General features: G+C 63.1%; 23 protein-coding genes and 1 tRNA gene. 7 read left to right on the top strand and 17 right to left on the bottom strand.

Annotated features, from left to right (window positions below):
• Positions 1–67 precede the first annotated feature (67 nt).
• The 3 genes from pilB to E5790_RS14415 all read right to left on the bottom strand — a co-directional run bounded on the left by pilB (position 68) and on the right by E5790_RS14415 (position 3424).
• A complete protein-coding gene (gene pilB, locus E5790_RS14425) occupies positions 68–1798 on the bottom strand; it encodes a type IV-A pilus assembly ATPase PilB (RefSeq protein ID WP_111206599.1) in 1731 nt (576 codons plus the stop codon).
• A 160-nt stretch (positions 1799–1958) separates the two neighbouring features.
• On the bottom strand, positions 1959–2792 hold the full coding sequence (locus E5790_RS14420) for a sterol desaturase family protein (RefSeq protein WP_168708240.1): 834 nt from the start codon (positions 2790–2792) through the stop codon (positions 1959–1961).
• Between the two features lie 203 nt (positions 2793–2995).
• A complete protein-coding gene (locus E5790_RS14415; protein ID WP_049416952.1) occupies positions 2996–3424 on the bottom strand; it encodes a pilin in 429 nt (142 codons plus the stop codon).
• Between the two features lie 354 nt (positions 3425–3778).
• On the opposite strand from E5790_RS14415, the gene E5790_RS14410 reads away from it, so the two are divergent.
• The 3 genes from E5790_RS14410 to coaE are packed head-to-tail and all read left to right on the top strand — an operon-like array spanning position 3779 to position 6528.
• On the top strand, positions 3779–5038 hold the full coding sequence (locus E5790_RS14410) for a type II secretion system F family protein (RefSeq protein ID WP_049416954.1): 1260 nt from the start codon (positions 3779–3781) through the stop codon (positions 5036–5038).
• A 3-nt stretch (positions 5039–5041) separates the two neighbouring features.
• Positions 5042–5905: an A24 family peptidase gene (locus tag E5790_RS14405; RefSeq protein ID WP_005418626.1), complete on the top strand. Its 864-nt coding sequence runs from the start codon at positions 5042–5044 to the stop codon at positions 5903–5905.
• A gap of 11 nt (positions 5906–5916) precedes the next feature.
• Positions 5917–6528, top strand: coding sequence for a dephospho-CoA kinase (gene coaE / locus E5790_RS14400; RefSeq protein ID WP_049440374.1), 612 nt, complete (start codon positions 5917–5919; stop codon positions 6526–6528).
• A 974-nt stretch (positions 6529–7502) separates the two neighbouring features.
• On the opposite strand, the gene E5790_RS14390 is transcribed toward coaE, so the two are convergent.
• The 13 genes from E5790_RS14390 to E5790_RS14330 all read right to left on the bottom strand — a co-directional run bounded on the left by E5790_RS14390 (position 7503) and on the right by E5790_RS14330 (position 19609).
• Positions 7503–7817, bottom strand: coding sequence for a hypothetical protein (locus tag E5790_RS14390; protein ID WP_198282880.1), 315 nt, complete (start codon positions 7815–7817; stop codon positions 7503–7505).
• 564 nt (positions 7818–8381) lie between these two features.
• Positions 8382–9026: a hypothetical protein gene (locus tag E5790_RS14385; RefSeq protein ID WP_126411298.1), complete on the bottom strand. Its 645-nt coding sequence runs from the start codon at positions 9024–9026 to the stop codon at positions 8382–8384.
• 1021 nt (positions 9027–10047) lie between these two features.
• Positions 10048–10416, bottom strand: coding sequence for a hypothetical protein (locus E5790_RS14380; protein ID WP_136191771.1), 369 nt, complete (start codon positions 10414–10416; stop codon positions 10048–10050).
• Positions 10417–11150: 734 nt separating this feature from the next.
• Positions 11151–11537 (bottom strand): hypothetical protein, encoded by a 387-nt coding sequence (locus E5790_RS14375; RefSeq protein WP_032957214.1) that lies wholly within the window; start codon positions 11535–11537, stop codon positions 11151–11153.
• 531 nt (positions 11538–12068) lie between these two features.
• Positions 12069–13439 (bottom strand): HAMP domain-containing sensor histidine kinase, encoded by a 1371-nt coding sequence (locus tag E5790_RS14370; RefSeq protein ID WP_111206605.1) that lies wholly within the window; start codon positions 13437–13439, stop codon positions 12069–12071.
• A complete protein-coding gene (locus E5790_RS14365; RefSeq protein ID WP_005410804.1) occupies positions 13402–14079 on the bottom strand; it encodes a response regulator transcription factor in 678 nt (225 codons plus the stop codon). Before E5790_RS14365 ends, E5790_RS14370 begins: the two co-directional genes overlap by 38 nt.
• A gap of 162 nt (positions 14080–14241) precedes the next feature.
• Positions 14242–14703, bottom strand: coding sequence for a hypothetical protein (locus E5790_RS14360; RefSeq protein ID WP_061479298.1), 462 nt, complete (start codon positions 14701–14703; stop codon positions 14242–14244).
• Positions 14704–14818: 115 nt separating this feature from the next.
• On the bottom strand, positions 14819–15289 hold the full coding sequence (locus E5790_RS14355; protein WP_014648207.1) for a hypothetical protein: 471 nt from the start codon (positions 15287–15289) through the stop codon (positions 14819–14821).
• 95 nt (positions 15290–15384) lie between these two features.
• Entirely contained in the window at positions 15385–15864 is a 480-nt protein-coding gene (locus E5790_RS14350) for a hypothetical protein (protein WP_032957208.1), read from the bottom strand.
• Positions 15865–16122: 258 nt separating this feature from the next.
• Positions 16123–17001, bottom strand: a complete 879-nt coding sequence (rimK, locus tag E5790_RS14345) for a 30S ribosomal protein S6--L-glutamate ligase (RefSeq protein ID WP_005418651.1) — start codon at positions 16999–17001, stop codon at positions 16123–16125.
• Positions 17002–17178: 177 nt separating this feature from the next.
• A complete protein-coding gene (locus tag E5790_RS14340) occupies positions 17179–17397 on the bottom strand; it encodes a hypothetical protein (RefSeq protein WP_032957205.1) in 219 nt (72 codons plus the stop codon).
• Positions 17398–17521: 124 nt separating this feature from the next.
• Positions 17522–17595 (bottom strand) — tRNA-Gly (locus E5790_RS14335).
• A gap of 160 nt (positions 17596–17755) precedes the next feature.
• The gene (locus tag E5790_RS14330) at positions 17756–19609 is read right to left on the bottom strand and encodes an autotransporter domain-containing esterase (RefSeq protein ID WP_069116424.1); all 1854 of its coding nucleotides are present in this window, start codon (positions 19607–19609) and stop codon (positions 17756–17758) included.
• Between the two features lie 207 nt (positions 19610–19816).
• Between E5790_RS14330 and thiS the strand changes: the two genes are divergently transcribed.
• The 4 genes from thiS (at position 19817) to E5790_RS14310 (ending at position 23539) form a co-directional block, all read left to right on the top strand.
• The gene (gene thiS / locus E5790_RS14325) at positions 19817–20017 is read left to right on the top strand and encodes a sulfur carrier protein ThiS (protein ID WP_005418796.1); all 201 of its coding nucleotides are present in this window, start codon (positions 19817–19819) and stop codon (positions 20015–20017) included.
• A 118-nt stretch (positions 20018–20135) separates the two neighbouring features.
• The gene (locus E5790_RS14320; RefSeq protein ID WP_005418798.1) at positions 20136–20930 is read left to right on the top strand and encodes a thiazole synthase; all 795 of its coding nucleotides are present in this window, start codon (positions 20136–20138) and stop codon (positions 20928–20930) included.
• Positions 20930–21664 (top strand): tRNA (guanosine(46)-N7)-methyltransferase TrmB, encoded by a 735-nt coding sequence (trmB, locus tag E5790_RS14315; protein WP_019660186.1) that lies wholly within the window; start codon positions 20930–20932, stop codon positions 21662–21664. The genes E5790_RS14320 and trmB overlap by 1 nt, the downstream gene beginning before the upstream one ends.
• A 27-nt stretch (positions 21665–21691) precedes the next feature.
• On the top strand, positions 21692–23539 hold the full coding sequence (locus E5790_RS14310; RefSeq protein ID WP_032957191.1) for an SLC13 family permease: 1848 nt from the start codon (positions 21692–21694) through the stop codon (positions 23537–23539).
• Between the two features lie 206 nt (positions 23540–23745).
• Here E5790_RS14310 and E5790_RS14305 read toward each other — a convergent pair whose 3' ends face one another.
• On the bottom strand, positions 23746–24081 hold the full coding sequence (locus tag E5790_RS14305; protein WP_049442681.1) for a Rieske (2Fe-2S) protein: 336 nt from the start codon (positions 24079–24081) through the stop codon (positions 23746–23748).
• Between the last annotated feature and the right edge of the window lie 164 nt (positions 24082–24245).

Here is a 24245-nt window from a genome sequence, read left to right as displayed (position 1 = left end):
ACTGTAGAGCCGAGCCCACGCTCGGCTGCTCTTCGAACCATCAGCCGAGCATAGGCTCGGCTCTACCTCAATCCTTGGTAACGCGGTTGATCTCGGCCAGGCTGGTGACACCCGCAGCCGCCTTCTTCAACGCCGACTGGCGCAGATCGTTCACCCCGATCTGCTGTGCGGCCTCGGCAATCTGCAACGCATTGCCACCGGCCAGCACGATCGTGGCGATCTCGTCGGTCATCGGCATCACCTGGTAGATACCGGTGCGGCCCTTGTACCCCTCGGTGCACTCGTCACAGCCGACCGCCTCGTACAGCTCGATACCCGCATCCAGCTGCGCCTGGGTAAAGCCTTCAGCCAGCAGCGCGTGCTCTGGCAGGTTGGCCGGGCGCTTGCAGTTGTTGCACAACCGGCGCGCCAGGCGCTGGGCGATCACCAGCGTCACCGAGCTGGTGATGTTGTACGGCGCGATGCCCATGTTCATCAGGCGCGCGATGGTCTGCGGTGCATCGTTGGTGTGCAGCGTGGACAGCACCATGTGGCCGGTCTGCGCCGCCTTGATCGCGATCTCGGCCGTCTCCAGGTCGCGGATTTCGCCGACCATGATGATGTCCGGATCCTGTCGCAGGAACGAGCGCAGTGCCGCGGCGAAGGTCATGCCGCGCTTGTTGTTCTGCTGCACCTGGTTGACGCCGGGCAGACGGATTTCCACCGGGTCTTCGGCGGTGGAGATGTTGCGCGTCTCGTCGTTGAGGATGCCCAGCGCGGTATACAGCGACACCGTCTTGCCCGAACCGGTCGGGCCGGTCACCAGCACCATGCCGTACGGCTTGTGGATGGCGTCCAGGAACAGCTTCTGCTGGTCCGGCTCGTAACCCAGCTTGTCGATGCCCAGCTTGGCCGCGCTGCCGTCCAGGATACGCAGCACCACCTTCTCGCCGAACAGGGTCGGCAGCGTGCTCACGCGGAAGTCGATCTGCTTGGTCTTGGACAGGTTGAGCTTGATGCGTCCGTCCTGCGGCACGCGCTTCTCGGCGATGTCCAGCTGCGCCATCACCTTCAGGCGCGCGGCGATGCGCTGGTTCAGCTTCACCGGCGCGCGCGCCACCATCTTCAGCAGGCCATCGATGCGCAGGCGCACGCGATAGTCGTCTTCATAGGGCTCGAAGTGGATGTCCGAGGCGCCCTTGCGGATCGCGTCCACCAGCACCTTGTTGACGAACTTCACCACCGGGGTGTCATCACCCTTGGCATCGATGCCGGAGTCGCCGGCTCCGGAAATGTCTTCGTCACCGCCGGACACATCCAGGTTGCCAATGCCATCGTCGTCACCGCTCAGCGCGTCGCCCAGCGTGTCATGGCTGGCATGCCACTGCTCGAGCGTGCGGCGGATCTGGTCTTCATCCACCAGGATCGGCTCCACCACCAGGTTGGTGTGGAACTTGATCTCGTCCAGCGAATGGGTCGGGTTGCTGGTGCCCACGAACAGCTTGCCGCCGCGCTTGAACAGCGGCAGCACGTTGTGCTTGCGCAGCAGCTCCTCGCTGACCAGGCTCATCGCGTTCTGGCTGGCGTCGAACGTGGACACGTCGAACAGCGGCATGCCGAACTCGACCGCGTTGGCCGCCGCCAACTGGGCCGCCCCGACCACCTTGTTCTGCGCGAACCAGGTCGGCAGCGGCTGGCGGGCCGCGGCGGCCTTGGCCATGGCGTCGCGGGCGGAAGCCTCGTCCAGCGCACCATCCTGGACCAGGCGACGGGCCAGGCCGGTGATGCCGACGAGGTTGGCGGTGGTTACGGTGTTCATCTACTGGTCTCTTGCCTGTCAACGCCGGTGATATCGAATTTCGTACCGTGCACCCGTGAATCATGCTTCCCGGTACGCCCCACATTGGAGAGGATAGTCCATTGCTGGTGCAGCCAGAGAGCGCATTATGACGAGCCTTCGCCCCAACCTCCCCGATTGCCTAAGGAACAGCATCGCTCCCGACACCGGAGGGACGCCTCAATCTAAACAAGCGGGCGAAGGGACTGAAGATCTGATGCAAGAAGGAATCGTGACCGCCACCGGTCACACCCAGAGGTGCGCCGCACGAAGAGGGCACATACCAAGTACCAAACCACTGGTCAAACACCGAGAACACTGTGGCGAAATTGCTACCCACCCCTTCCCCGTTGCGCACGTGATGCCATCTATGCATCGCGGGCGACACGAATAAGCGACCCAAGGCGCCATAGGTCCATGGCAGGTTCGCGTGAATGAACAAGCCATAGTAATGACGCAGGAGCGCGTTCATAAAGATGACCCACAGCGGGAACCCGAAGAGCAGAAGCGCTCCCATATCGATGAATACCGTTGTCAAACGATTGATGGGATGAAAACGGTAGAGAGAGAACCAAGTCATCCTGCGATCACTGTGGTGCATCTCGTGAAACAGCCATAGCCACTTGCAGTGCTCGAGCCGGTGTCGGAAGTAGCCGATTGCATCCCCAACAAAGAGCACCACCAGGAGCAGCAGCCACTTTGGAAATTCAGCCCACATCGCGTCCAGTGCCCCGGTCCATGCCCATGCGACTGAACGTTGCATCAACACCATACCCATCCCCAGAAGCGGCGCAACCAGCAGCGCGTCCAGCAGAAAAGAAAGGACGTTGACATGGCACCCGGCAGGCAGTAAACGGCGCACGACGCCCACAAGATCGTTGCGATTGACGATCGCAGCCAATAGCAGGAATGCTCCTATCTCCGGAAGGAGCCCGGATATAGCGCTCTGGAACTGTGCGGCAACGTCGAAGTTCAACCCCGGACCGATCATTCGACTGCCCTCCCCCCCCTGTTGTGACACTACTCGGAAGCCACCTTGAGTCGATGAGATCAGAATCTGCGCGGCCAACGACATCAATTCCCAGCAGCGAGTGGCCCCATCCCCCCTAACGGCTACCCCTACAAAGCAAGAGCCCCGCAGTGCGGGGCCCTTGTTGTCTCAGTCAGCGCTGCAACCGATTACGGCGCCGGAGCGGCGGCGGCACCACACTGGCCCGGACGATACTTCGCGTCGAGGCTGGTGGAGCAGGACCACAGGCCGCTGTTGGCGTCGCGGGTCCACGTAATGTTCTTGCTGTTGAACTTGGTAGCGTTGCCGTTCTTAGTGGTGCAGGCAATGGTCGTGGCAGTCACGGCCACATTGCAGTAGGAGGTGCTGGCAGCAACGCCGATGAAGCCCGCATCGGTTGCGGTGGTCGACGGAGTCTTGCCTTCGTTGGTCGCCTGTTCGAAGCCGACCTTGCCGGGGGTAATCTCAGCCAGGGCGGAAGCCGCCTGCGAACGAACGACGTAGTCCTGATAGGCCGGGATCGCAATCGCAGCCAAAATGGCGATGATCGCAACAACGATCATCAGTTCGATAAGGGTGAAGCCCTTCTGGTTCTTCATTTGGTACATCCCCAAGATGGTGGTGGTTGATGTCAGCGGACAGGTTCGACCCGGCCCATGGCCGGTTGAGCGGGCCCTGCCCCCTGCGGGTGGTTCAACGCAGGTTGCGTGCCAACCCCGGCACGCCTCCCCCTGGATTTCCCCGCGCCAATGATGGCAGCAATTTCGCGGATGGGAACCCCCCTTACTCCAATCTGCGATGGAGGCGGCAATGTGACGCAGTGCGTCACCTTTGGTCAGCGACCGGCACGAAATCGCACAGCCCGCCATTCTCCCGCTGCCCAGACGGCCCTGAACCGGCTACCATCTTGAGCTAGACACCCGCCTGGGGATGGCGGGTCTTGGGGAGCCGATATGTCTGTCAGTGGCAGTGCAATGAAGAAAGAACCCGTGGCGCGCAGCACCACGGAACTGCAGCCGTTTGTATGGGAGGGGACCGACAAGCGGGGTGTGAAGATGAAAGGCGAGCAGATGGCAAAGAACGCCAATCTGTTGCGCGCAGAATTGAGACGCCAGGGCATCACGCCCAAAGCGGTGAAGGCGAAGCCAAAGCCTATTTTCGGCAGCACAGGCAGCAGGATTACGCCGAAGGACATTGCCTTCTTCAGTCGCCAGATGGCAACCATGATGAAGTCAGGTGTGCCTATCGTCTCTTCACTCGAGATCATTGGCGAAGGGCACAAGAACCTTCGGATGAAGAGGATGATCGGAACGATCCGCGCCGATATCGAGGGCGGCTCATCCCTATATGAGGCGATCAGCAGACATCCAGTGCAGTTCGACGAGCTGTATCGCAACCTGGTCCGTGCGGGCGAAGGCGCTGGTGTATTGGAGACCGTGCTTGACACTGTGGCCAACTACAAGGAGAACATCGAAACACTCAAGGGCAAGATCAAGAAGGCGCTGTTCTATCCGATCATGGTCATGGCAGTCGCCATCCTGGTCAGTGGCATCCTACTTGTCTGGGTGGTCCCTCAATTCGAAGATGTCTTCAAAGGCTTCGGAGCCGAGTTGCCCGCTTTCACCCAGCTGATTGTTGGCGTTTCTCGCTTCTTGGTGTCTTGGTGGTGGCTGATCCTGTTCACTTTTGTGGGGGCGATAGTTGGCTTCATCGCAGCCTACAAGCGCTCTCCGAAGCTGCAACACACGATGGACCGATTGATCCTGAGGGTGCCAGTGATCGGCCAGATCATGCACAACAGCTCAATTGCCCGCTTTGCACGTACCACTGCAGTTACCTTCAAGGCCGGCGTGCCCTTGGTGGAGGCGTTGGGCATTGTCGCCGGCGCGACCGGCAACAAGGTCTACGAAGAGTCCGTACTGCGGATGCGTGACGACGTGTCGGTCGGCTATCCCGTGAACATGGCCATGAAGCAGCTGAACCTATTTCCTCATATGGTCATCCAGATGACCGGCATCGGCGAGGAGGCCGGTGCTCTGGACGCCATGCTGTTCAAGGTCGCCGAGTACTATGAGCAGGAAGTCAACAACGCCGTGGACGCATTGAGCAGTCTGCTTGAACCTTTCATCATGGTCATCATTGGCGGAATTGTCGGCAGCATCGTGATCGGCATGTACCTGCCGATCTTCAAGCTCGCAGGAGCGGTAGGATAAGCAATGGCATTTCTAGACCAGCATCCCGGCCTCGGCTACCCCGCCGCGGCCGCCCTGGGGCTGCTGCTGGGCAGTTTCCTCAACGTCGTCATCCTGCGCCTGCCCAAGCGGCTGGAGTGGCAGTGGAAGCGCGATGCGCGCGAGGTCCTGGAAGAACCGGACTTCTACGAACCCCCGCCACCGGGGATCGTGGTCGAGCCCTCGCACTGCCCGCACTGCAAGCACAAGCTGAGCTGGTACGAGAACATCCCGCTGTTCAGCTGGATCATCCAGGGCGGCAAGTGCCGCCACTGCAAGGCGCCGATCTCGCTGCAGTACCCGCTGGTCGAGGCCCTGACCTCGGTATTGGTGCTGGCCTGCGTCTGGCAGTTCGGCTTCGGCTGGCAGGGCTTCGGCGCCATCGTGCTGACCTGCTTCCTGATCGCCTTGTCCGGCATCGACCTGCGCACCCAGCTGCTGCCCGACCAGTTGACCCTGCCACTGATGTGGCTGGGCCTGATAGGCAACATCGACAACCTGTACATGCCGGCCAAGCCTGCCTTGGTCGGCGCGGCGGTGGGCTATCTGTCGCTGTGGATGGTCTGGTGGCTGTTCAAGCAGCTGACCGGCAAGGAAGGCATGGGCCACGGCGATTTCAAGCTGTTGGCCGCGCTCGGCGCCTGGTGCGGGCTGAAGGGCATCCTGCCGATCATCCTGCTGTCGTCGGTGCTGGGCGCCATCATCGGCTCGATCTGGCTGTACACCAGGGGCCGTGACCGCGCCACGCCGATCCCGTTCGGCCCCTACCTGGCCATCGCGGGCTGGCTGTACTTCATGTGGGGCGCGCCCGTGGTGGAGCAGTACCTGGTGTTGAGCGGACTGCGCTGAGGGGAATCCCCATGAGCCGCTATGTGGTTGGCCTGACCGGCGGCATTGCCGCCGGCAAGAGCGAGGTGACCCGGCGCTTCGAGGCGCTGGGCATCGTGGTGGCCGACGCCGATCTGGCCGCCCGCGCGGTGGTTGCCGCCGGCAGCCCGGCCCTGGACCGTATCGCCGAGCGCTTCGGCGCCGGCATGCTGCAGGCGGACGGTAGCCTGGACCGGGCACGCCTGCGGGCCCACGTGTTCGCCGACCCGACCGAACGGGCGGCGCTGGAAGCGATCACCCACCCGGCCATCCGTCTGCTGATGCAACAGCAGTGCGAGCAGGCCGCCAGCCCCTATGCGATTGCCGCCATTCCGTTGCTGACCGAGGTCGGTGGGCGGCAGGCCTACCCGTGGTTGGACCGGGTATTGCTGGTGGATGCGCCCGAAGCCGTGCAGCACGCCCGGCTGATGCAGCGCGACGGCATCGACGCCGCGCTGGCCGACAAGATGATCGCCGCCCAGGCCAGCCGCGCGCAGCGGTTGGCACTGGCCGATGATGTAGTGGTCAACGATGGTCACCCCGAGGACCTGCAGGCGCAGGTGGAACGGGTGCATGAGCGGTATCTGGGGTTGGCTGGGGGCTGAGGCCTGGCTGCCGGCCAGCGACCGGCACTACCGAAGCGCATCGCCCCATGGCGTGGATCCACTGTAGAGCCGAGCCTATGCTCGGCTTGATGATCGCAGCCGAACTTTCTTGCGTTTTCTTCGACTCAATCTAATCGGACATCATCACTGCGGCGCGGGCCTCGATCATGACTATCCCGTTTCGCAGGTATAACCAGCAGACTCCTCGCTTTTCGTCGACGATGCAGCTCGCAACATTTCCAAGACGTTCGCTCCACTCCATTGCGGTTTCATCAAACCTCACCGCGCACGACTTGACGCCCTCGAAGCAGACAGACACGGGAATGCGCTCAGGCACGTCTGGCAAGCAGATGACATCTGTATCCCTCAGCACCAACAGCTGAGCTGAGAACTGCTTGCTGCCTACGGAATGGCTCAACCCCGTCAAGACAGCGAAACTCAGCCGCCCGGCAGCAACTCCATCGAGTCGTGTTCCAGAGGCCGCGGACACGCTGGGTCGTGGAGAATGTCCAGACAGCGCAGGGAGCTCCGACCTGAGTAGACTGCCCCCCCGCCTCCAGCATGCCTCCGGCCAGATAAAGCCGAAGTACGCCAGTGCAGCCCAACCCATCAAAATGGCCATCCTGAATGTTCCCGGGCCAAGCGTTGTCCGACAGCTCCTGACTGTCGGACAGCAGGAAGAACGATTCTAGGTTATGGCAACCAATGTCAGCCAATGCTCCTTCCGCAAGGTCACCACATACGCCAACAGTCCGTATCAGGCAGGATTTATCCAGGATCGACACCTGCACTGAATCGAGAGACGAGTCATGAAGTCCCGTCGCCTCCAATGGACTTCGAACCACCAACTCAGCCTCCAATAAGCCACGGGGAAATGCGCTCAATACTTGGCCGTGGCTCGGATGTACCTACAAATTTCAGCTGATCCAGTGGGTCATTGCAGCTCTGACCCACATCACTAATCAATCAGGAAATCAGCGGCCGCCACGAATAAACAGAGCCACGTCTCGATCAAAGAAGACGCTTTGGGCGATGTACGTTCTGACATCACCCGCCATTGCCTGATCAGGGTCCAAGAAAGAAAGCTCAACCAACTTCATCAGCAGATCCTTACTTGGCGACTTTCTCAACCACCAATGGAAGACACTGTTCCTATCATGTTCTGAGGCGCTCTCCATCCCAGGCTGATATGTAGCCATGAGCTGATCGATCAACTCCGCTCGCAACAAGTCGTACTCCCACCACTTGGTCGGGAATTCCATCATTTCCAGATACGCACTTCTATCCATGAATCATCACCAATAAGGCAGACCAACGCCCTCGATAAGCCCCCACATGACACCGGACATGATCGACACTCATCTGCAAACGATCATGCACCAACCATTTGCACGGGATCAACTTGATCATGCACTTCCCACCTGAAAAGGACGTTGCTTATCAAGCCATACAATTGAATCAAGCCCCCCAGCTCTACGACGCAGGACTTCCTGATCGACCGCGCTCGATCAAAGTGAAGTCGTGCTCTGTATCTGGACAATGCAGTAGACCGAATCCAGGCGCTCGCAACAACGCACCTCGTCCGAGGTACCGCCACTCTTCCGCGGAAAAGCCAACTGCATAGCACTCATCATCGATCACGGCAACCACGATCCCGCGCGTTCCGCCACCTAGATCAACGGTGTCGCCAAGCAGTACCTTTTCCCCATCCGGGTAGTTCATAGGAAGCACTCAGGGAAGCCCATGAATGTCGACGAGATCAGAGCGGGCTTCGAGCTCAAGCATGCCTTCGGATAGCGCCATACGGGATGGTCGATTCGGATTTCCAACTGCTGGCCACCAACAGGACCGAGCTAGACATACGGATCGAAATCCAATGAGACTCCACTAGACGCCATCAATCTGATCACGTCACAAGAAAGATTGAAACCCGGCCACACCCCGCGCTGACTCGATAGGCGTACTCCCACCTCCAGCGCCCACACCTTCGCCTCTCCTCCCACCTTCTCAAGGCCGCGCTGCAACGCTTCATGAACTCCCTCCTGGATGTCGCCAGTTCTGTATTGCTGGCGCTCGACTCTGGAAAGGATGACTTCTTCACCACTCACAGGAGAGTCACCAACGAGAACGACAACCAGCTCAGGGCGCGTCGATGGAGCACTGTCCTCCCCCAATTCCAATCCATCTGCGCCTCCGTCTCCAGTCAACTCGGGATCAAAATTCAATGAAGCAGATATAGATGCCATCTTTTCAAGGGTTGCGGAAGAGAGATTCAGACACGCCCTATCTCCCTCGCCTGCCCGAACTCGCACATCGACCTCAAGAGTCTGATGGGTCGACTCGGACAGGCTTGCCGCCCCGCGACAATCAATGACTTTCCTGATCAGAACATCCGCAGCATCCAGCTCATTCACTTCGAGCGACAGCTGCGCCATCAAGTCACAGCTAGCACAGCCAGCTACCGAAGCCGTCAATTTCACTTCAATCTCAGGATGCATCACTTCCACCGATGATTGGCAACTTCCACGAATAGAGCAGCGGATTATACGAACACCAGAATGATGCAATCGGGCATGCGCGCATTGCAATCAACGCACCTTTACCAGTTCAACTTCATATAGCGACGGCCTCCTTTGCAAGCAACGAAATTCTCGCGCCTTCAGATGCACTCTCCCAGCTCTACGCCTATTAGATCACTTTCGCCCAGGTCAGTCGCGTGCGGCGCTCGGCATCGGCCGACGATGCGGTGATCAACGATGTCCAATGGGAAGGCCTGCAGGCGCAGCTCGAACCTCTACATGGACGCCATCCGAGGCTCGCTAGGGACTGAGGTGCTCGCAATGCGCGGAAGCGCTTTTACGCATGACTTGGATCTTCTGAGATATTTCATCCGCTCATCCCTATCGACGTCGGCGTCCCTTTTTTTGCCTACGCCTTTCCGCTGAGCCCTTTCCGTGCCAAACCACAACAGAAACAAAAATGAACATCACTCCCGCAACAACCCAGGAAAAGCCCATCAATCTGTTGTAGGCCGACTGTCCGAATAAACGAATCAAGGCGCTATACAGACCACAGTTCGCTCGGCAAGGACCCGTCCCAATCAATGCATCGTCCATGACTGCAACGCCATACACGACCATCAGTACACCCACGAGACATCCGAAAATACGCAAGGCGAGCATCTTCATTCCTTAATTCGCGTCAAAGATTCCGCCATTGGCATAAAGAGCTCCAACTACCGGGCGCGCACCTGGAGAGCGCCCTACCGCGCTTTCGGATCCACCTGCCAGCATTTCAGGCAATCTCCAGCCCAGGATTCAACGACGGAGCATTCACTCGCCGCAATATGATTGCGCACTTCACCGCCCACTACGGGCCAGCATAGCCAACGGGGTCTTCCCAAGCGCCCAGCAAGCCACGGTTACCGGCCGTAACGTGCGCAAGGTGCCGATTCACATGAACCCTTGGTCGATGTTGGCCTTTAGCTCGGCGTTCAACAGCTCGGGCCTGAATCAAGATTCAATTCAAACTCCAGCTAGAGACAAGCCCCCTCACCGAATGACCCAAATCCAGACCAACGGAATCAACACGACGAGATAGGTAGAGAATGACAACCAGAATATCGCAAGAAGCATCCTTCGGGCACCAGAAGCCACCCAGAACACCTGCCGCCAGCCACAAAATGGATACTTCCGCATCAAGTGATCCCGCTCCAGAATCGCAGGACTCCCAAGTGAGATCCACAGCTCCGGGGAATTTCTTTTTAACTCCCAAACAAGAATAAGCCTTGAAGCGATCGCGATCATTAGCATCACGGCTGCCAATACACAAAGCAATTCGAATATGGATTCTAAGGGCATTCGCAGCTACTCCATCTGACACCAGCACCCAAGAGACTGCTTTGCGCAATGACGTAACTCGCCGTGGCATTCCACCGCCTTTGGCCAACGATTCCCACTGACGAGACCGCACCAATTTTCATAGCTGAATGGGAGAGCCCCCGCCGAAGCTCGGCATCCGCCTCGTAAAGTCTTGAGAAATGCCTTTCGTAGCAGTCTCTCGTTACCCGCTCCTGAGCGTTTGCATTGAGTGAGAAGATCCCACCTAGCATCGGGATCAAGTCAGGAAATCCGAAAGCCGTTGCAGTCCGGCACAGATGCGCAACCCGATCTTTCAATGAGGCGCCCGCGGTGGTCTCGCGTCGTTGCGGCTAGCGCGCATCCGGTCGAATCTAAACACAGAACAGCCACAACCACCTCCCTGTGGAAAAAAGCGAAAGAACGCAACGCTGTAAGAGCGCGCCCAAGTCCAAGCATTAGTCTTCCGAAAGCCTGTACACAGCTTCCTTCTGACTCTACACAGGAGAAGCTTCCTGTGAAACCTTCGTGGCGCGTTCAGAGACGGAGTATTGGATTGTGGCAATTGAGCTGCAACCCCCTCCCGCCTCATCGTGGCAAGCGAGTTCATCGCATCTGCCCATCGTTAGGGGTAGCACGACATAACAGCAGTTTGTGCCCCCCCCCAAGCAGCGCGCGAAGCGCGCCACAAGCGGACCACAGAAAGCGTACGCGCGACCCAAGGCAGTTGCGGCAGCAGCTCGCGCATCCACGCATTGCGTGGACCTACTCCAGCTGCAGGCGGGCATAACGGGCCAGTTCTCGTGCGCCGAGCAGCAGGCCGTCGACGACATCCGGGCTCAGCTGCTGGTGGGCACCGCCCTGTTCGCGGGCGGCTTCGGCGGCGTGCAGCACCTGCATGAGTGCATTCAAGCCGGCCAGGGTGCGGCTGAGACCGGCCATGGTGGCCGCCTGGGCAGGGCTGAGGCCCTGCGCTTCCAGTCGCCGGCCGTCGGCGGCATCGCGGCCGTCCATGCGGGCAAGCAACGCAGGCAGCAGATCTTTCGGATCATCGAGCAGGGTTTCGATGCGCGCGGCGACGTCGGCCGGCAGCAGGTCAGCGGCTTCGCCGATCAGGGCGTGCAGTTGAGGGAACACGGGGCGTGCGGACATGGTGAATCTCCTCGCAGACGACGAGCCACCTGCGGATGCGAGGTGGCGGACGGTGCGGGTTGGCGTACCGGAGATCCGACATTCAGCAAAAATACTCCAGCGGATTCTGATGAATCCCCACGCACCGCCCGCCGAAGCAAGGCACGCGGTGCATTTTCAACGACTGGCCGAGGGGCCGTCGAAGAGAGCTGAATGTTGGTTTTTTTCAGGACGCCAATCCCGGCCAGGGCACCTGCCCCGGCCGCCCCATCTGGCCATCACGCAGCGCTGTGATCTGTAAGGAAATTCTCAAGCCGCTGTTGGGTGTACGAATGCGTGCATGCGGACACGCGCGCTACGTGGCAACGGTCACGGTGATGTCGTGTTGGGCTTCTGGCCCATCCTTCCTGCGAGGGGAATTCGGTGGCACAAGCGACAGAGGGCGCGACACGAACCCGCTGTGGAGCCGAGCCTATGCTCGGCTTCGGGAAGCCACGGCAGCCGAGCGCAGGCTCGGCTCTACAAGTGGAGCACCCACCCAAGCAGGGGCCCTTACAACGGCTTCGGCGAGAACGTCAGCGTGGCGATCACGCCGCGCTCGCCACCGGGGCGCACGCTTACCTGCCAGCCGTACAGATCGCACAGGCGGCTGACGATCGACAGGCCGATGCCACCGCCCTGCGAATGGCCGGCATGGGTGCCGCGATAGCCGCGCTGGAACAGCTTGGCGGCGTCTTCTTCGCTCAGGCCCGGGCCGCTGTCAGTCACCGACACTGAATTGCTGCCGACAAAGACGCGCACTTCGCCATCCTGCGAGTACTTCACCGCGTTGCCGATCAGGTTGCCCAGCGCCACCGACAAGGCCGCCTCCGGCGCATCGATCACCAGGTTGCGCTCGCCTTCCAGCGCCAGCTCCAGCGGCTTGCCACCCAGCTGGGCGCGGTGGGCGTCCAGCAGCTGTTCGGCCACGCGCGCGACGTTGCTGGTGCCCTGCCCGCGCTCGTTGCGCGACAGCAGCAGCAGCGCGCCGATCAGGTCGCTGCACTGCTGTTCGGCGCGTTGGATGCGCTGTAGCCGCTGCAGCACCTTCTCATCCAGGCCGGGCCGGGTCAGCAGCAGTTCGGTGGCGCCACGGATCACCGCCAGCGGCGTGCGCAGTTCGTGGCTGACGTCGGCATTGAACTCGCGGTCGCGCTGCACCACTTCGGTCAGTCGCGACGAATAATCATCCAGCGCCTGCGCCAGCTGCCCCACTTCGTCGTCGGGGAAACGCGGCGCCAGCGGCTCGGGATCACTGGTGCCGCCGCGATAGGCACGCAGCCGCGCGGCCAGGTCCGAAACCGGCTTCATCACCTTCGATGCCGACCACCAGCCCAGCACCAGCGACAACAGGCTGAACACCAGCACCGACAGCACCAGCGCGCGGTTGAGCTGCTGCCCACCGCGCACGCTGTCGGTCATGTCGTAGGCCAGGAACGCCCAGGCGTCGGGCGTCTTGCGCACGGCCAGCTTGTAGGAATAGCGCTGGCCGCGCTCGTCCACGCCGCCCATGTTGTACAGGCCATCCTTGAACTCATACCAGTCCGGCTCTTCCTCGCGCAGCGCGTCAAACTTGTCAGGCTTGATCAGGCGCGCACGCATCTGCTGCACGGGCAGGTCGGGGTTGCGATCCGGGCTCTCGTAGAACCGCCGCACGTACTCGTTGATGTTGCGGTTCATCACGTCTTCCACCAGCTGGTTTTCCACGCGCATGCGGGCCCAGTTGGTGGCAAACGCGAACAGTGTCGTCAGGCAGAAGCCCAACAACACGAACGAGACGATGATGCGGCTGCGCAGGCGCCGCCGATACGGCGAACGCCGGCGCTCCCCCTTGGTTGCCACGGAATCAGGCTTCCGGGGTGGCGATTCGGTATCCGATGCCATGGCGGGTCTGGATCAGCGGCACTTCAAACGGCTTGTCGACCACCGCACGCAGGCCGTGGATGTGGACACGCAGCGAATCCGAGTCGGGCAGCTCCTCGCCCCACACGCGGGTTTCCAGCTCCTGGCGGGTGACCACGGCCGGCGCGGCCTCCATCAGGGCCTGCAGGATCTTCAGCGCGGTCGGGTTGAGTTGCAGCAGCTTGCCCTGGCGGCGCACTTCCAGCGTGTCCAGGTTGTATTCCAGGTCGCCGGTTTCCAGCACGCGGGTCTGCACGCCCTTGCCGCGGCGCGACAGCGCGTTCAAGCGCACTTCCACTTCCTGCAGCGCGAACGGCTTGATCAGGTAGTCATCGGCGCCGGAATCGAAACCGGCCAGCTTGTTGTCCAGCGAGTCGCGGGCGGTCAGCATCAGCACCGGGGTCTGCTTGCGCGCTTCGTTGCGCAGCTTGCGGCACACTTCGATGCCATCCATGCCCGGCAGGTTCAGGTCCAGAACGATGGCGTCGAACTCGTGGACCACGGCCAGGTGCAGGCCGGTCACGCCGTCGGCGGCGAAGTCCACGGTGTGGCCACGATCCTCAAGGTAGTCGCCAAGGTTGGCGGCGATGTCGCTGTTGTCTTCGATTACGAGAATGCGCACTGGGACCTCTGGTTCTTGAAGGGTCGTCGGGGGGCCAGGCCCACCCGCTCAGGATGCCCCTGCGTGGGTGGACGCGACGTCTACCTGCTGAACGATACAGGTTCCATTCTTAACATTTCGTACCGAAGGGCCGACACCGACAAAAGCCCCCTCGGCGAGCGGTCAGCGGCTGATGCGCTGCTGGTCGGTCAGCGCCTGGCGGCTGTCTTCCTGGGCCTTGCGACGCTGGGCCACGGTCAGGCAGACGCTGGTCGGCATGTTGCTGCCGGTAAGGCGCTCGCGGCGGCAGATCATGCGGCTGTCGGCCTGGGCGCGGGTCATGATGGTGTTGACGATCTCCTGCTCGTTGAACAGGTCGTTGCGCTCCTGCGGGGCCAGCTCATCCACCTTCTCCCGGCCATTCATCTTGATCCGGATCCGGTTCAGTGCCTGCTGCACGCGACTCTTGTCCTCCAGCCCGATCTCGCTGTAGTCCTCGCTGCCCATGGCCGTTTCAACGCGGCGGATCTGCTCGGACACCGGGGTGAAGGCATCCATCTGCACGGTGTCCTTCTGCGCCTTGGCCTGCACGGTGGCTACCAGGCCGAGCGACAGCATCAGGGCAAGTGTCGTGTTGCGGTACATGACGAGCTCCATGTTCGTCCATGAATAGGGTCTCGACTTTACGATTCCGCCGATGCGCCCACAAGGGACGCACGGCAGGGTGACCGATGGCGGCATGAGATCGGTCCGGCAGCGATCAGGGCTTGTAGTTGTTGAAGCGCTGGTTGTCGTTGAGCGCCTTGCGGCTGTCTTCCTGCGCCTTGCGGCGCTGGGCCACGGTCAGGCAGACACTCTGCGGCATGTTGCTGCCGGTGGTGCGTTCACGACGGCAGACCATGCGGCTGTCGGCGTGGGCGCGGGTCATGATCGTGTTGATCACTTCCTGGTCGTTGAAGATCTCGGTGCGGTCCTGCGGACTGACCTGCTCCACGCGTTCGTGGTCGCCCATCTTGATCTTGATGCGGCCCAGCGCCTGCTGCACGCGGCTTTTGTCTTCCAGCCCGATCTCGCTGTAGTCCTCGCTGTTGATCGCCGTCTCAACGTTGCGGATCTGTTCGGCCACCGGTGCGTTGGCGTCGAACTTCACCTGCCCTTTCTCGGGCTTGGCGTGGGCGGTGGTGGCCAGGGCCAGGCCCAGCATCAGGGCGAAGGGGGTCATGCGCTGCATCGTTACCTCCAGGTTCTTCCATGAGTGGAACATCGATCCTGCGGTGCCACCGATGCGCCGTCACAGCACACTCGATGGGCCGAAGGGCGGTGCGGTCAACGCCCGGCGGGCGGTGGGCTGAGCGTGTTGTAGCTGCGCTGGTCGTTGATCAGCGCCTTGCCTTTCTCTTCGATCCGGCGCCGTTCGGCCACGGTCAGGCAGCGGCTCTTGGGCATGTTGCTGCCGGTGGTGCGTTCGTACCTGCAGATCTGCCGGCTGTCTTCATGGCCACGCGCCAACAGGGTGTTGATGCGTTCCTGCTCGTTGAAGACCTCGGCCTGCAGCTGCGGCGGCAGCTCCTGCACGGTCTGGCGTTCGCCCATGTGCTGGCGGATACGCGACAGCGACTGCTGCACCTGGCCGCGATCCTCGGCGGAGAGTTCGGCATAGTCGGGGGCGGCCAGGGCGGTTTCCACCTGACGCATCTGCTCGGCGACCGAGCCCTGCCGGTCCATCTGTACAGCCACTTTCTCCGGCTTGGCGGCAACAGCGCCAGACAGGCCCAGCAGCAACGCGATCATCATGATGCGGTACATCGCCAACCTCCCGATCCATCCCGGAACGAAGGGCCAACTCTACGACCGTCACGCGGCCTCCACAAGAGACCTTGGGCATGGGGCCGACAGGCATAAAAAAGGCCCAGACGGTGCACCCGCCTGGGCCTGAAGTCGTATCCCGATACCGATCCTGCTGAGAGGCAGAGCTGCGGTTCGCTGAAGCCTACGCCCGCTCCGATTAAAGCCTCGTTAAAGACCCGGATCATTTGCCGGTGAGAATCATAACCCCATGGATAATCAGGGTTTTTTGATCTTCTCTACGTGCTCGATGATGCGTGTCGCCACGTCGACCCCGCAGGCCGCTTCGATGCCTTCCAGCCCGGGCGTGGAGTTGACCTCCAGCACCAGCGGGCCGCGCGCGGAACGGATCAGGTCCACGCCGCAGACCGACAGGCCCAGCGCCTTGGCCGAACGCACCGCCACCTGCTGCTCGGCACGGCTGGCCTTGGCCGCCACAGCGGTACCCCCGGCGTGCAGGTTGGAGCGGAAGTCGCCCTCCGGTGCCTGCCGCTGCATCGACGCCACCACCTGGTCGCCCACCACGAAGCAGCGCAGGTCGGCCCCCTTGGCCTCGCCGATGAATTCCTGCATCAGGAAGTTGGCGTACAGGCCGCGCAGCGCTTCGACGATGCCGCGCGAGGCACTGGCCTTCTCGGTCAGGATCACGCCGCGCCCCTGGGTACCTTCATTGAGCTTCACCACATGCGGCGGCGGGCCGAGCATGGACAGCAGATCGACGGTGTCATCGGGGTTGTCGCCGAACACGGTGACCGGCATGTCGATGCCCTTGGCCGCCAGCAGCTGGTGCGCGCGCAGCTTGTCGCGCGAACGCAGGATGGCGTCGGACGGATTGGGCGTGCGCGCGCCCATCAGCTCGAACTGGCGCAGCACCGCGGTGCCGTAGCGGGTGATCGAGGCACCGATGCGCGGGATGACCATGTCCACGCCGGTCATTGGCCGGCCCTTGTAGTGCATGGAAAAGCCATCGGCGGCGATGCGCATGTAGCAGCGCAACGGGTCCAGGATGCGCACGGTGTGGCCGCGCGCGCGCGCCGCCTCGACCAGCCGACGGGTGGAATACAGGGAGCTGTTGCGGGACAGGATGGCGAGCTTCATCGCGGTGGGATCGGTCGGCAGGCGCGAAGCATAGCGCGGGCGTGTGGCGGGTGGATGATGCCTGGCCCGTGCCGCCTGCGCCGGTAGTGGCCGGCTCCTGCGGCGACGATTCCGGCGAAAGAGTAACCGTCGCCGGATACACCACAGGCCCGCATCACCATGCGGGCTGGTTCCGCTTCAGAACCCGCGCGCGGATTCACCCAGCGCTGCGATGCAGGCCATCTGCGTGACCGATCCGGCCGAGGTCCCCTCATAGATCTGCCACAGAAGCTGCGCGGCCTTCGGCCCACCGGCGCGACCCAGTGCGCGCACTGCCGCCAGCTGGCGGGAGGTGCCGGCACCGGAGTTCCTGTAGATCTCATGAAGGCTGCCGACGACGTCGTCCTTCGTTTCCATGCGCTGCGTCCCGTGTAGGAAATGCGGCAACGCTAACCGGGCGCGGATGGCCGTGGATATGAAACTAATCAGAAATGCAGAAGGCCGCTGATGAGCGGCCTTCTGTCTACACGCGTGGCGTGATTGGAGCGGGCGATGGGAATCGAACCCACGTCAGTAGCTTGGGAAGCTACAGCTCTACCATTGAGCTACGCCCGCAGTGCGCGGTGAAAGTCTATGCGGTGGGGCCGGTGTTGCGCAATGGCAGCGTGCCGCAATGGGGTCAGAGCCGTTTCCTGGCGGAAACGGATCCGACCCCCGGCGCAACAGGTCAGAGCCCTTTCCTTGCGGAAAGGGATCCGACCCCAGCGGGTGCTGCTTAGAACGTGCCGCTGAAGTTGGCGAACAGGGTGGCGTCCTGCGCGCGCTTCTGGCCGGTCGACGCGCTCAGGCCGAAGTTGCTCTGCAGGCCGAACAGTTCGGTGCGGGCACCCAGCACGACGGTGGCGTAGTTCTTGTCGAACTTCAGGCCCGGCACGCGGTAGCTGCCCAGTTCCGGCAGGGTCTGCAGCCAGGCGCTGGCCTGCTTGGTGTCCTCGAACTCGTGATCGTAGGTCACCTGCGCGTACGGCTTGACGGCGCCGCCATCGAAACGGGCCTGCCAGCCGATGCGGCCGACGGTCGAATCGACGTTCTGGCGGTCATAGCCCAGTGCGGTGGCCAGGGTGCCGGCCGCGGCGCTTTCGGTGTAGCCGTCGATCTTCACCTTCTGCCAGATCACCGAGGCGATCGGGCCGTGGCGGAAGCCGCCTTCGGTGCCGAACTCGTAACCGGCGTTCAGGGCGGCGGTCAGGTTGCTGCCGTCCGGCGAACCACCGTGCTCACGGGTGGCCGGGCCCAGCTGGACCTTGCGGTTAACGTCATAGGACAGCCAGGTGTAGCTGACCTGGCCGTTCACCCAGATGCGATCGCCGTACCAGCCGGCGAACAGACCGGCGGTGGTGTCCTTCTGGGTGAAGTCGCCACGGCTGTTGCCGAAGTCGGCGCTGAGGCGGCCGAAGCCGGCGAAACCGCCGAACACCATGCCGTCGCGGGCCCAGTCGATACCGAACAGGCCGGCCGGGGCCAGGCCGTCGTACAGGTCGGCGTGGTCGTAGCGCTGCAGGTCACCGCGCACGCCGCCCCACCAGGACAGGCCGTCAGCCGGCCGACCGCCGAGGTGCATGCTGACCTGATCGGCGCGCGAGCGGCCGATGGTCTGTGCCGAGTGGCTCAGCACCTGCTGCAGGCGCGGGCCTTCCAGCACCGAGACCGCGTACTGGCCCAGCAGCTGATGACCGGCGGTGGTCGGGTGCACGCCATCGGCAAACAGGTAGGTGTTGGCCGCATCCGGGCTGACGTAGCTGGTCGGGTTGCAGGTCAGGATGCTCTGCGTCGAGTTGGCCGGATCGATCTTGCAGGCGGTGCTGGTGACGTTGGTGAAGCCGTACATGCCCGGGTTGGCGGTCACTTCACGCAGGATGCTGAAGGTGTCGAGCGGAATGAACTCGATGCCCGCCTGCTTCAGACCACCGTACAGGGCCTTGTTGTAACCGGCCGACAGTGCAGTGGCGGCGGCGGCGTTGGGGCCACGGAACTGCGGAGTGATGCCCACGTCCGGCAGATTCGGCACGAGCACGTACTGGGCACCGGCCTGCTTCAGGGCGCCCACCAGCGCGATCTGGTCGGTGACCGCGGCGCCGATGATGCCCTGCACCTGGGCCTGCGAGGCACCACCGGCCGCTGCGCGCGTGGCCGCGAACAGATCATTGGCACCGCCCCATACGGTGTACAGGGCATTGGCGTCAGCCTTGCCACCATTCGCAGCAAGGTAACGGGTCGCCTGCGACTTCAGCGACGGAATGGCTCCGAGGCCACCCGCTTCGTCGGCCGATACACGGGCGCCGCCGACGGCGTAGTTGTCACCGTTCTGGCCATTGCCGTTGGGCGTGCCGTTGAGGCCGTAGTAGTTGGCGACCTGCTGCGCCCACACCCAACCCGGGTTGGTGGTGAACTGGCCGGTCACCGGACGCACATCGGCCGGCAGCAGCGGGCGGAAATAGCCAGCGTCGGTCAGGCTGTCACCGAAGAACACGGCCTTGGAATAGGGGGATTCGCCTGCCATGGCCGGAAGCGCGGCCAGCGCGATCGCGGCCGCCATCAGGGAGCGGATCGGGCGTTTGCTGAGCAGCATGTAAAAAACTCCTGTGGGGATATCGTTGAGGACCCGGCGGACGTACGCCGGCGCACGGTGAATGGTTCCACTGCGCCGCGTTTTGCTCACGCTGCGCCGCCGCATGGATTGTCGCCTGAGGGCGCTGGACCACGCTGTGCCGGGGCTGGCGATCAACGAAATTTGCAAGGGTTCCGATCCGCGCAGGCCATCGGCGACAATGCGGCGATGAACATCCAGCTCAACGGCGAACCCCGTACCCTGCCCGCTTCGGCGACCCTCCACGACCTGCTGCAGGCCGAGCAGCTGCTGCAGCGCCGGGTGGCGGTGGAGGTCAACGGCGAGATCGTCAGCCGCAGCCGCCATGGCGAGCACGTCCTGGCCGAAGGCGACGTGGTGGAGATCGTGCACGCGCTGGGCGGGGGCTGAGGCCTGCGCGGGTGTTCAGGGGTCAGATCCCTTTGCCGATGGCAAAGGGATCTGACCCCACGCTCGACCCCGCCCTCTGCGTGACCCCATCTTCAGGCGGATAAGCGATAATCGCGCCATGAACGTTCATGTCTCCCCCGATTCGCTGGTGATCGCCGGCAAGACCTATGGCTCGCGGCTGCTGACCGGCACCGGCAAGTTCAAGGACCTGGAAGAAACCCGCCTGGCCACCGAGGCCGCTGGCGCCCAGATCGTCACCGTGGCCATCCGCCGCACCAACATCGGGCAGAACCCCGGCGAACCGAACCTGCTGGACGTGCTGCCGCCGGAGCGCTTCACCATCCTGCCCAACACCGCCGGCTGCTACACCGCCGAGGACGCCGTGCGTACCTGCCGGCTGGCCCGTGAGCTGCTGGACGGCCACAACCTGACCAAGCTGGAAGTGCTGGGCGACCAGAAGACCCTTTACCCGGACGTGATGCAGACCCTGAAGGCCGCCGAGCAGCTGGTCAAGGACGGTTTCGAGGTGATGGTCTATACCTCCGACGACCCGATCCTGGCCAAGCGCCTGGAAGAGATCGGCTGCGCTGCGGTGATGCCGCTGGCCGCGCCGATCGGTTCGGGCCTGGGCATCCAGAACAAGTACAACCTGCTGCAGATCATCGAAGACGCCAAGGTGCCGATCATCGTCGACGCCGGCGTCGGTACCGCGTCGGATGCGGCGATCGCGATGGAGCTGGGCTGCGACGGCGTGCTGATGAACACCGCCATTGCCGGTGCGCGCAGCCCGGTGCTGATGGCCAGTGCGATGCGCAAGGCGGTCGAGGCCGGCCGCGAGGCCTTCCTTGCCGGGCGCATCCCGCGCAAGCGCTACGCCAGCGCCTCCTCGCCGGTGGATGGGCTGATCGGCTGATGACCAATCCTTTTGACAGCGCCGGTTCCAAGGCCCCGCCCAAGCCCTTCACCGTGAGCGAGGGCCGCCGCGAGGTGCGCAGCTTCGTGTTGCGCCAGGGCCGCTTCACCCCTGCCCAGCAGCGCGCGTTCGACGAACGCTGGCCGCGCTTCGGCCTCGACTACACCGGCCAACCGCGTGACCTGGACGCCACCTTCGGCCGCCCGGCACACAAGGTGCTGGAAATCGGCTTCGGCAACGGTGCCGCGCTGCGCTTCGCCGCCCAGCACGACCCGTCGCGCGACTACATCGGCATCGAGGTGCACGCCCCGGGCGTGGGCCGTCTGCTGAACGCGCTGGCCGAGGACAATGCCGACCACGTGCGCCTGTACCACCACGATGCGGTGGAAGTGCTGCAGAACGAGATCGCCGACGGCGCGCTCGATGAAGTGCGCATCTACTTCCCGGACCCGTGGCACAAGAAGCGCCACAACAAGCGCCGCCTGCTGCAGCCGGCGTTCGCCGAACTGCTGGTGCGCAAGCTGCGCCCGGGTGGCCGCCTGCACTGCGCGACCGACTGGGAAGACTACGCCGAGCAGATGTGGGATGTGCTCGATGCCACCGCCGGCCTGGTCAACCGTGCCGGCCCGCGTGGCAGCGTGCCGCGCCCGGACTGGCGCCCGCAGACCCACTTCGAGACCCGCGGCCAGAAGCTCGGCCATGGCGTCTGGGACCTGCTGTACGACCGCACCTGACGATCGCCTGAGGACGCCGCGCCCCACATGGATACCGCGCTGACGCTGACCAACGACATGAAGCTCGTGCTCGGGCTGGTCGGCTTCACGATGGCGATGTTCCTGTTCGAGCGCATCCGCGCCGACGTGGTCGCGCTGGTGGTGCTGGTGGTGCTCGGTGTCACCGGACTGATCGCGCCGGAGGAAATCTTCGGCGGTTTCTCCGGTAACGCGGTGATGAGCATCATCGCCACCACCATCCTCGGTGCGGGTCTGGACCGCACCGGGGCGCTGAACCGGCTGGCCGCCTGGCTGCTGCGGCGCGGCCACGGTGTCGAGCAGCGGCTGCTGATGATGACCACGGCCATCGCCGGCCTGAACTCATCCTTCATGCAGAACCCGTCGGTGATGGCGTTGTACCTGCCGGTCGCCTCGCGACTGGCAGCGCGCACCGGGCTGACGATGCAGCGCCTGCTGCTGCCGATCTCGGCGGCGATCGTGATGGGCGGCGCGCTGACCATGGTCGGCAATTCGCCGCTGATCCTGCTGAACGATCTGCTGGCCTCGGCCAACAACAACCTGCCCTCCGGCCTGGCCACCATCGAGCCGCTGCGCATGTTCGCGCCGCTGCCGATCGGCGTGGCACTGCTGGTCGCCTCGCTGCTGTACTTCCGCTACTACGGCGACCGCAAGCTGATCGAGGAAGAAAACCTGGTCAACGACGGGGTCACCCCGGCGCGAACCGAGAGCTACTTTGCCAAGACCTACGGCATCGAAGGCGATGTGTTCGAGCTGGTGGTCAGCGCCGAAAGCCCGCTGGTCGGCATGACCCTGGGCGAGGCCGAGACCCTGCACGATGCGCCACTGCTGCTGGCCCTAAAGACCGGCAATGACACCCGCCTGGCGCCGCCGGCGGAGATGCGCATCTGGGTCGGCAGCGTGCTCGGTGCGATGGGCCCGCGCCAGCAGATCAGCGACTTCGCGCAGAACCAGTTCCTGCGCATGTCCTCGCGCCTGAAGCACCTGGGCGACCTGTTCAACCCCAGCCGCGCCGGCATTTCCGAGGCGGTGGTGCCGCCGACCTCGAACGTGATCGGCAAGAGTGCGGCCGACCTGCGCCTGCGCAAGGAGCGCGGCATCAGCCTGCTGGCGATCAACCGTGACAAGCAGGTGATCCGCGAGGACGTGCGTGACGTGCAGCTGCGCGCCGGTGACATGCTGGTGTTCCACAGCATCTGGACCGACCTGGCGCAGGCTGCCAAGAGCCGCGACTTCGTGGTGGTGACCGACTACCCGACCGGCGAGCAGCGCCCGCACAAGTTCAAGATCGCGATGGCGATCTTCGCGTTGACCATCCTGATCGCGCTGACCAGCAAGCTGCCGGTGGCGCTGACGCTGATGACCGGCGTGGCCGGCATGCTGCTGACCGGCGTGCTGCGCATGGACGAGGCCTATGCCTCGATCAACTGGAAGACGGTGTTCATGATGGCCGGGCTGATTCCGCTCGGCTGGGCGATGGACTCCAGCGGTGCGGCCGCGTGGGTGGCCGGCCATACCATCGACAAGCTGCCGACCGGCATTCCGGTGTGGGTGCTGGAGGTGGCGCTGGCGCTGCTGACCACGGCGTTCTCGCTGGTGATCAGCCATGTGGGCGCGACCATCGTGATGGTCCCCATTGCGGTGAACCTGGCACTGGCGGCGGGTGGCAACCCGACCGCGTTCGCACTGATCGTGGCGCTGTCGGCGTCCAACAACCTGATGACGGCCTCCAACCCGGTGATCTCGATGATCACCGGCCCGGCCAACTACACCCCGCGCGAGATGTGGCGGGTCGGCGGCCCGTTGTCGCTGATCTACACCTGCGTGGTGGTGCTGATGATCAACCTGATGTTCTGAGGGTTGGGGTTTGTTGGCAGGGCTGCGCCCTGCACCCGCCGAATCAACGTCAACGTCAACGTCAACGTCAACGTCAAAGGCTGGCATTCCGTGGCATGGCAGGTTGCCGCGATCTGTCAGAACGGCGTCGTGCATCGCTTTGGTAGGTGTCGACCTTGGTCGACACGGCTTTTGTAGCGTCGAGCCGTGCTCGACTGCTTCTGGCCTCAAGCCAGGTAGACCTGCCCGTCGCGCACGTCCACCGGCACCGCGCGCAGGCGGTCGCCCTTGCACGGGCCGGCGATGCAGTCGCCACTGTCCAGCGCGAACGACGCGCCATGCGCGGCGCACACCAGGTGGCCCTCGCGGCTCTTCAGGAACTGCCCCGGCGCCCAGTCCAGGCGGCGGCCGGCATGCGGGCAGATGTTCAGGAATGCGCGCACCTGCGCGCCGTCGCGGTACAGCACCAGCGATTCGGCATCTCCATCGACCACCGCTTCGACCTCGGCAAACGTGCCATCGGCAATGGCATCCAGGGCGATCAGGGCAGCAGCGGCAGTCATGGCGAAGGCTCGTACGGTAAACCCGCATTGTCGCATGCCCACTCAGGTGACTGGCTGCGACATGAACACAAGTCATTGATCCGTAATAAGCACAGGCTATATTTAACGAGTTTTTCACTCAATGACAGTGGCGCGTCCCGATACTCTGGTTTCGCTGATCCCAG

The organism is Stenotrophomonas sp. PAMC25021, assembly GCF_004795795.1.
In the GTDB taxonomy this organism is placed as follows: domain Bacteria; phylum Pseudomonadota; class Gammaproteobacteria; order Xanthomonadales; family Xanthomonadaceae; genus Stenotrophomonas; species Stenotrophomonas muris.
Note: the sequence above shows the minus strand (reverse complement) of the source record. Positions and strands in the feature narration are given on the sequence as shown.

Excerpts from the sequence above, each read along its gene's own strand:
- pilB (WP_111206599.1), bottom strand. The coding sequence starts at position 1,798 with ATGAACACCGTAACCACCGCCAACCTCGTCGGCATCACCGGCCTGGCC.
- E5790_RS14415 (WP_049416952.1), bottom strand. The coding sequence starts at position 3,424 with ATGAAGAACCAGAAGGGCTTCACCCTTATCGAACTGATGATCGTTGTT.
- E5790_RS14410 (WP_049416954.1), top strand. The coding sequence starts at position 3,779 with ATGTCTGTCAGTGGCAGTGCAATGAAGAAAGAACCCGTGGCGCGCAGC.
- E5790_RS14405 (WP_005418626.1), top strand. The coding sequence starts at position 5,042 with ATGGCATTTCTAGACCAGCATCCCGGCCTCGGCTACCCCGCCGCGGCC.
- coaE (WP_049440374.1), top strand. The coding sequence starts at position 5,917 with ATGAGCCGCTATGTGGTTGGCCTGACCGGCGGCATTGCCGCCGGCAAG.
- E5790_RS14390 (WP_198282880.1), bottom strand. The coding sequence starts at position 7,817 with ATGGATAGAAGTGCGTATCTGGAAATGATGGAATTCCCGACCAAGTGG.
- E5790_RS14385 (WP_126411298.1), bottom strand. The coding sequence starts at position 9,026 with ATGCATCCTGAGATTGAAGTGAAATTGACGGCTTCGGTAGCTGGCTGT.
- E5790_RS14375 (WP_032957214.1), bottom strand. The coding sequence starts at position 11,537 with ATGTCCGCACGCCCCGTGTTCCCTCAACTGCACGCCCTGATCGGCGAA.
- E5790_RS14370 (WP_111206605.1), bottom strand. The coding sequence starts at position 13,439 with ATGGCATCGGATACCGAATCGCCACCCCGGAAGCCTGATTCCGTGGCA.
- E5790_RS14360 (WP_061479298.1), bottom strand. The coding sequence starts at position 14,703 with ATGTACCGCAACACGACACTTGCCCTGATGCTGTCGCTCGGCCTGGTA.
- E5790_RS14355 (WP_014648207.1), bottom strand. The coding sequence starts at position 15,289 with ATGCAGCGCATGACCCCCTTCGCCCTGATGCTGGGCCTGGCCCTGGCC.
- E5790_RS14350 (WP_032957208.1), bottom strand. The coding sequence starts at position 15,864 with ATGTACCGCATCATGATGATCGCGTTGCTGCTGGGCCTGTCTGGCGCT.
- rimK (WP_005418651.1), bottom strand. The coding sequence starts at position 17,001 with ATGAAGCTCGCCATCCTGTCCCGCAACAGCTCCCTGTATTCCACCCGT.
- E5790_RS14340 (WP_032957205.1), bottom strand. The coding sequence starts at position 17,397 with ATGGAAACGAAGGACGACGTCGTCGGCAGCCTTCATGAGATCTACAGG.
- E5790_RS14330 (WP_069116424.1), bottom strand. The coding sequence starts at position 19,609 with ATGCTGCTCAGCAAACGCCCGATCCGCTCCCTGATGGCGGCCGCGATC.
- thiS (WP_005418796.1), top strand. The coding sequence starts at position 19,817 with ATGAACATCCAGCTCAACGGCGAACCCCGTACCCTGCCCGCTTCGGCG.
- E5790_RS14320 (WP_005418798.1), top strand. The coding sequence starts at position 20,136 with ATGAACGTTCATGTCTCCCCCGATTCGCTGGTGATCGCCGGCAAGACC.
- trmB (WP_019660186.1), top strand. The coding sequence starts at position 20,930 with ATGACCAATCCTTTTGACAGCGCCGGTTCCAAGGCCCCGCCCAAGCCC.
- E5790_RS14310 (WP_032957191.1), top strand. The coding sequence starts at position 21,692 with ATGGATACCGCGCTGACGCTGACCAACGACATGAAGCTCGTGCTCGGG.
- E5790_RS14305 (WP_049442681.1), bottom strand. The coding sequence starts at position 24,081 with ATGACTGCCGCTGCTGCCCTGATCGCCCTGGATGCCATTGCCGATGGC.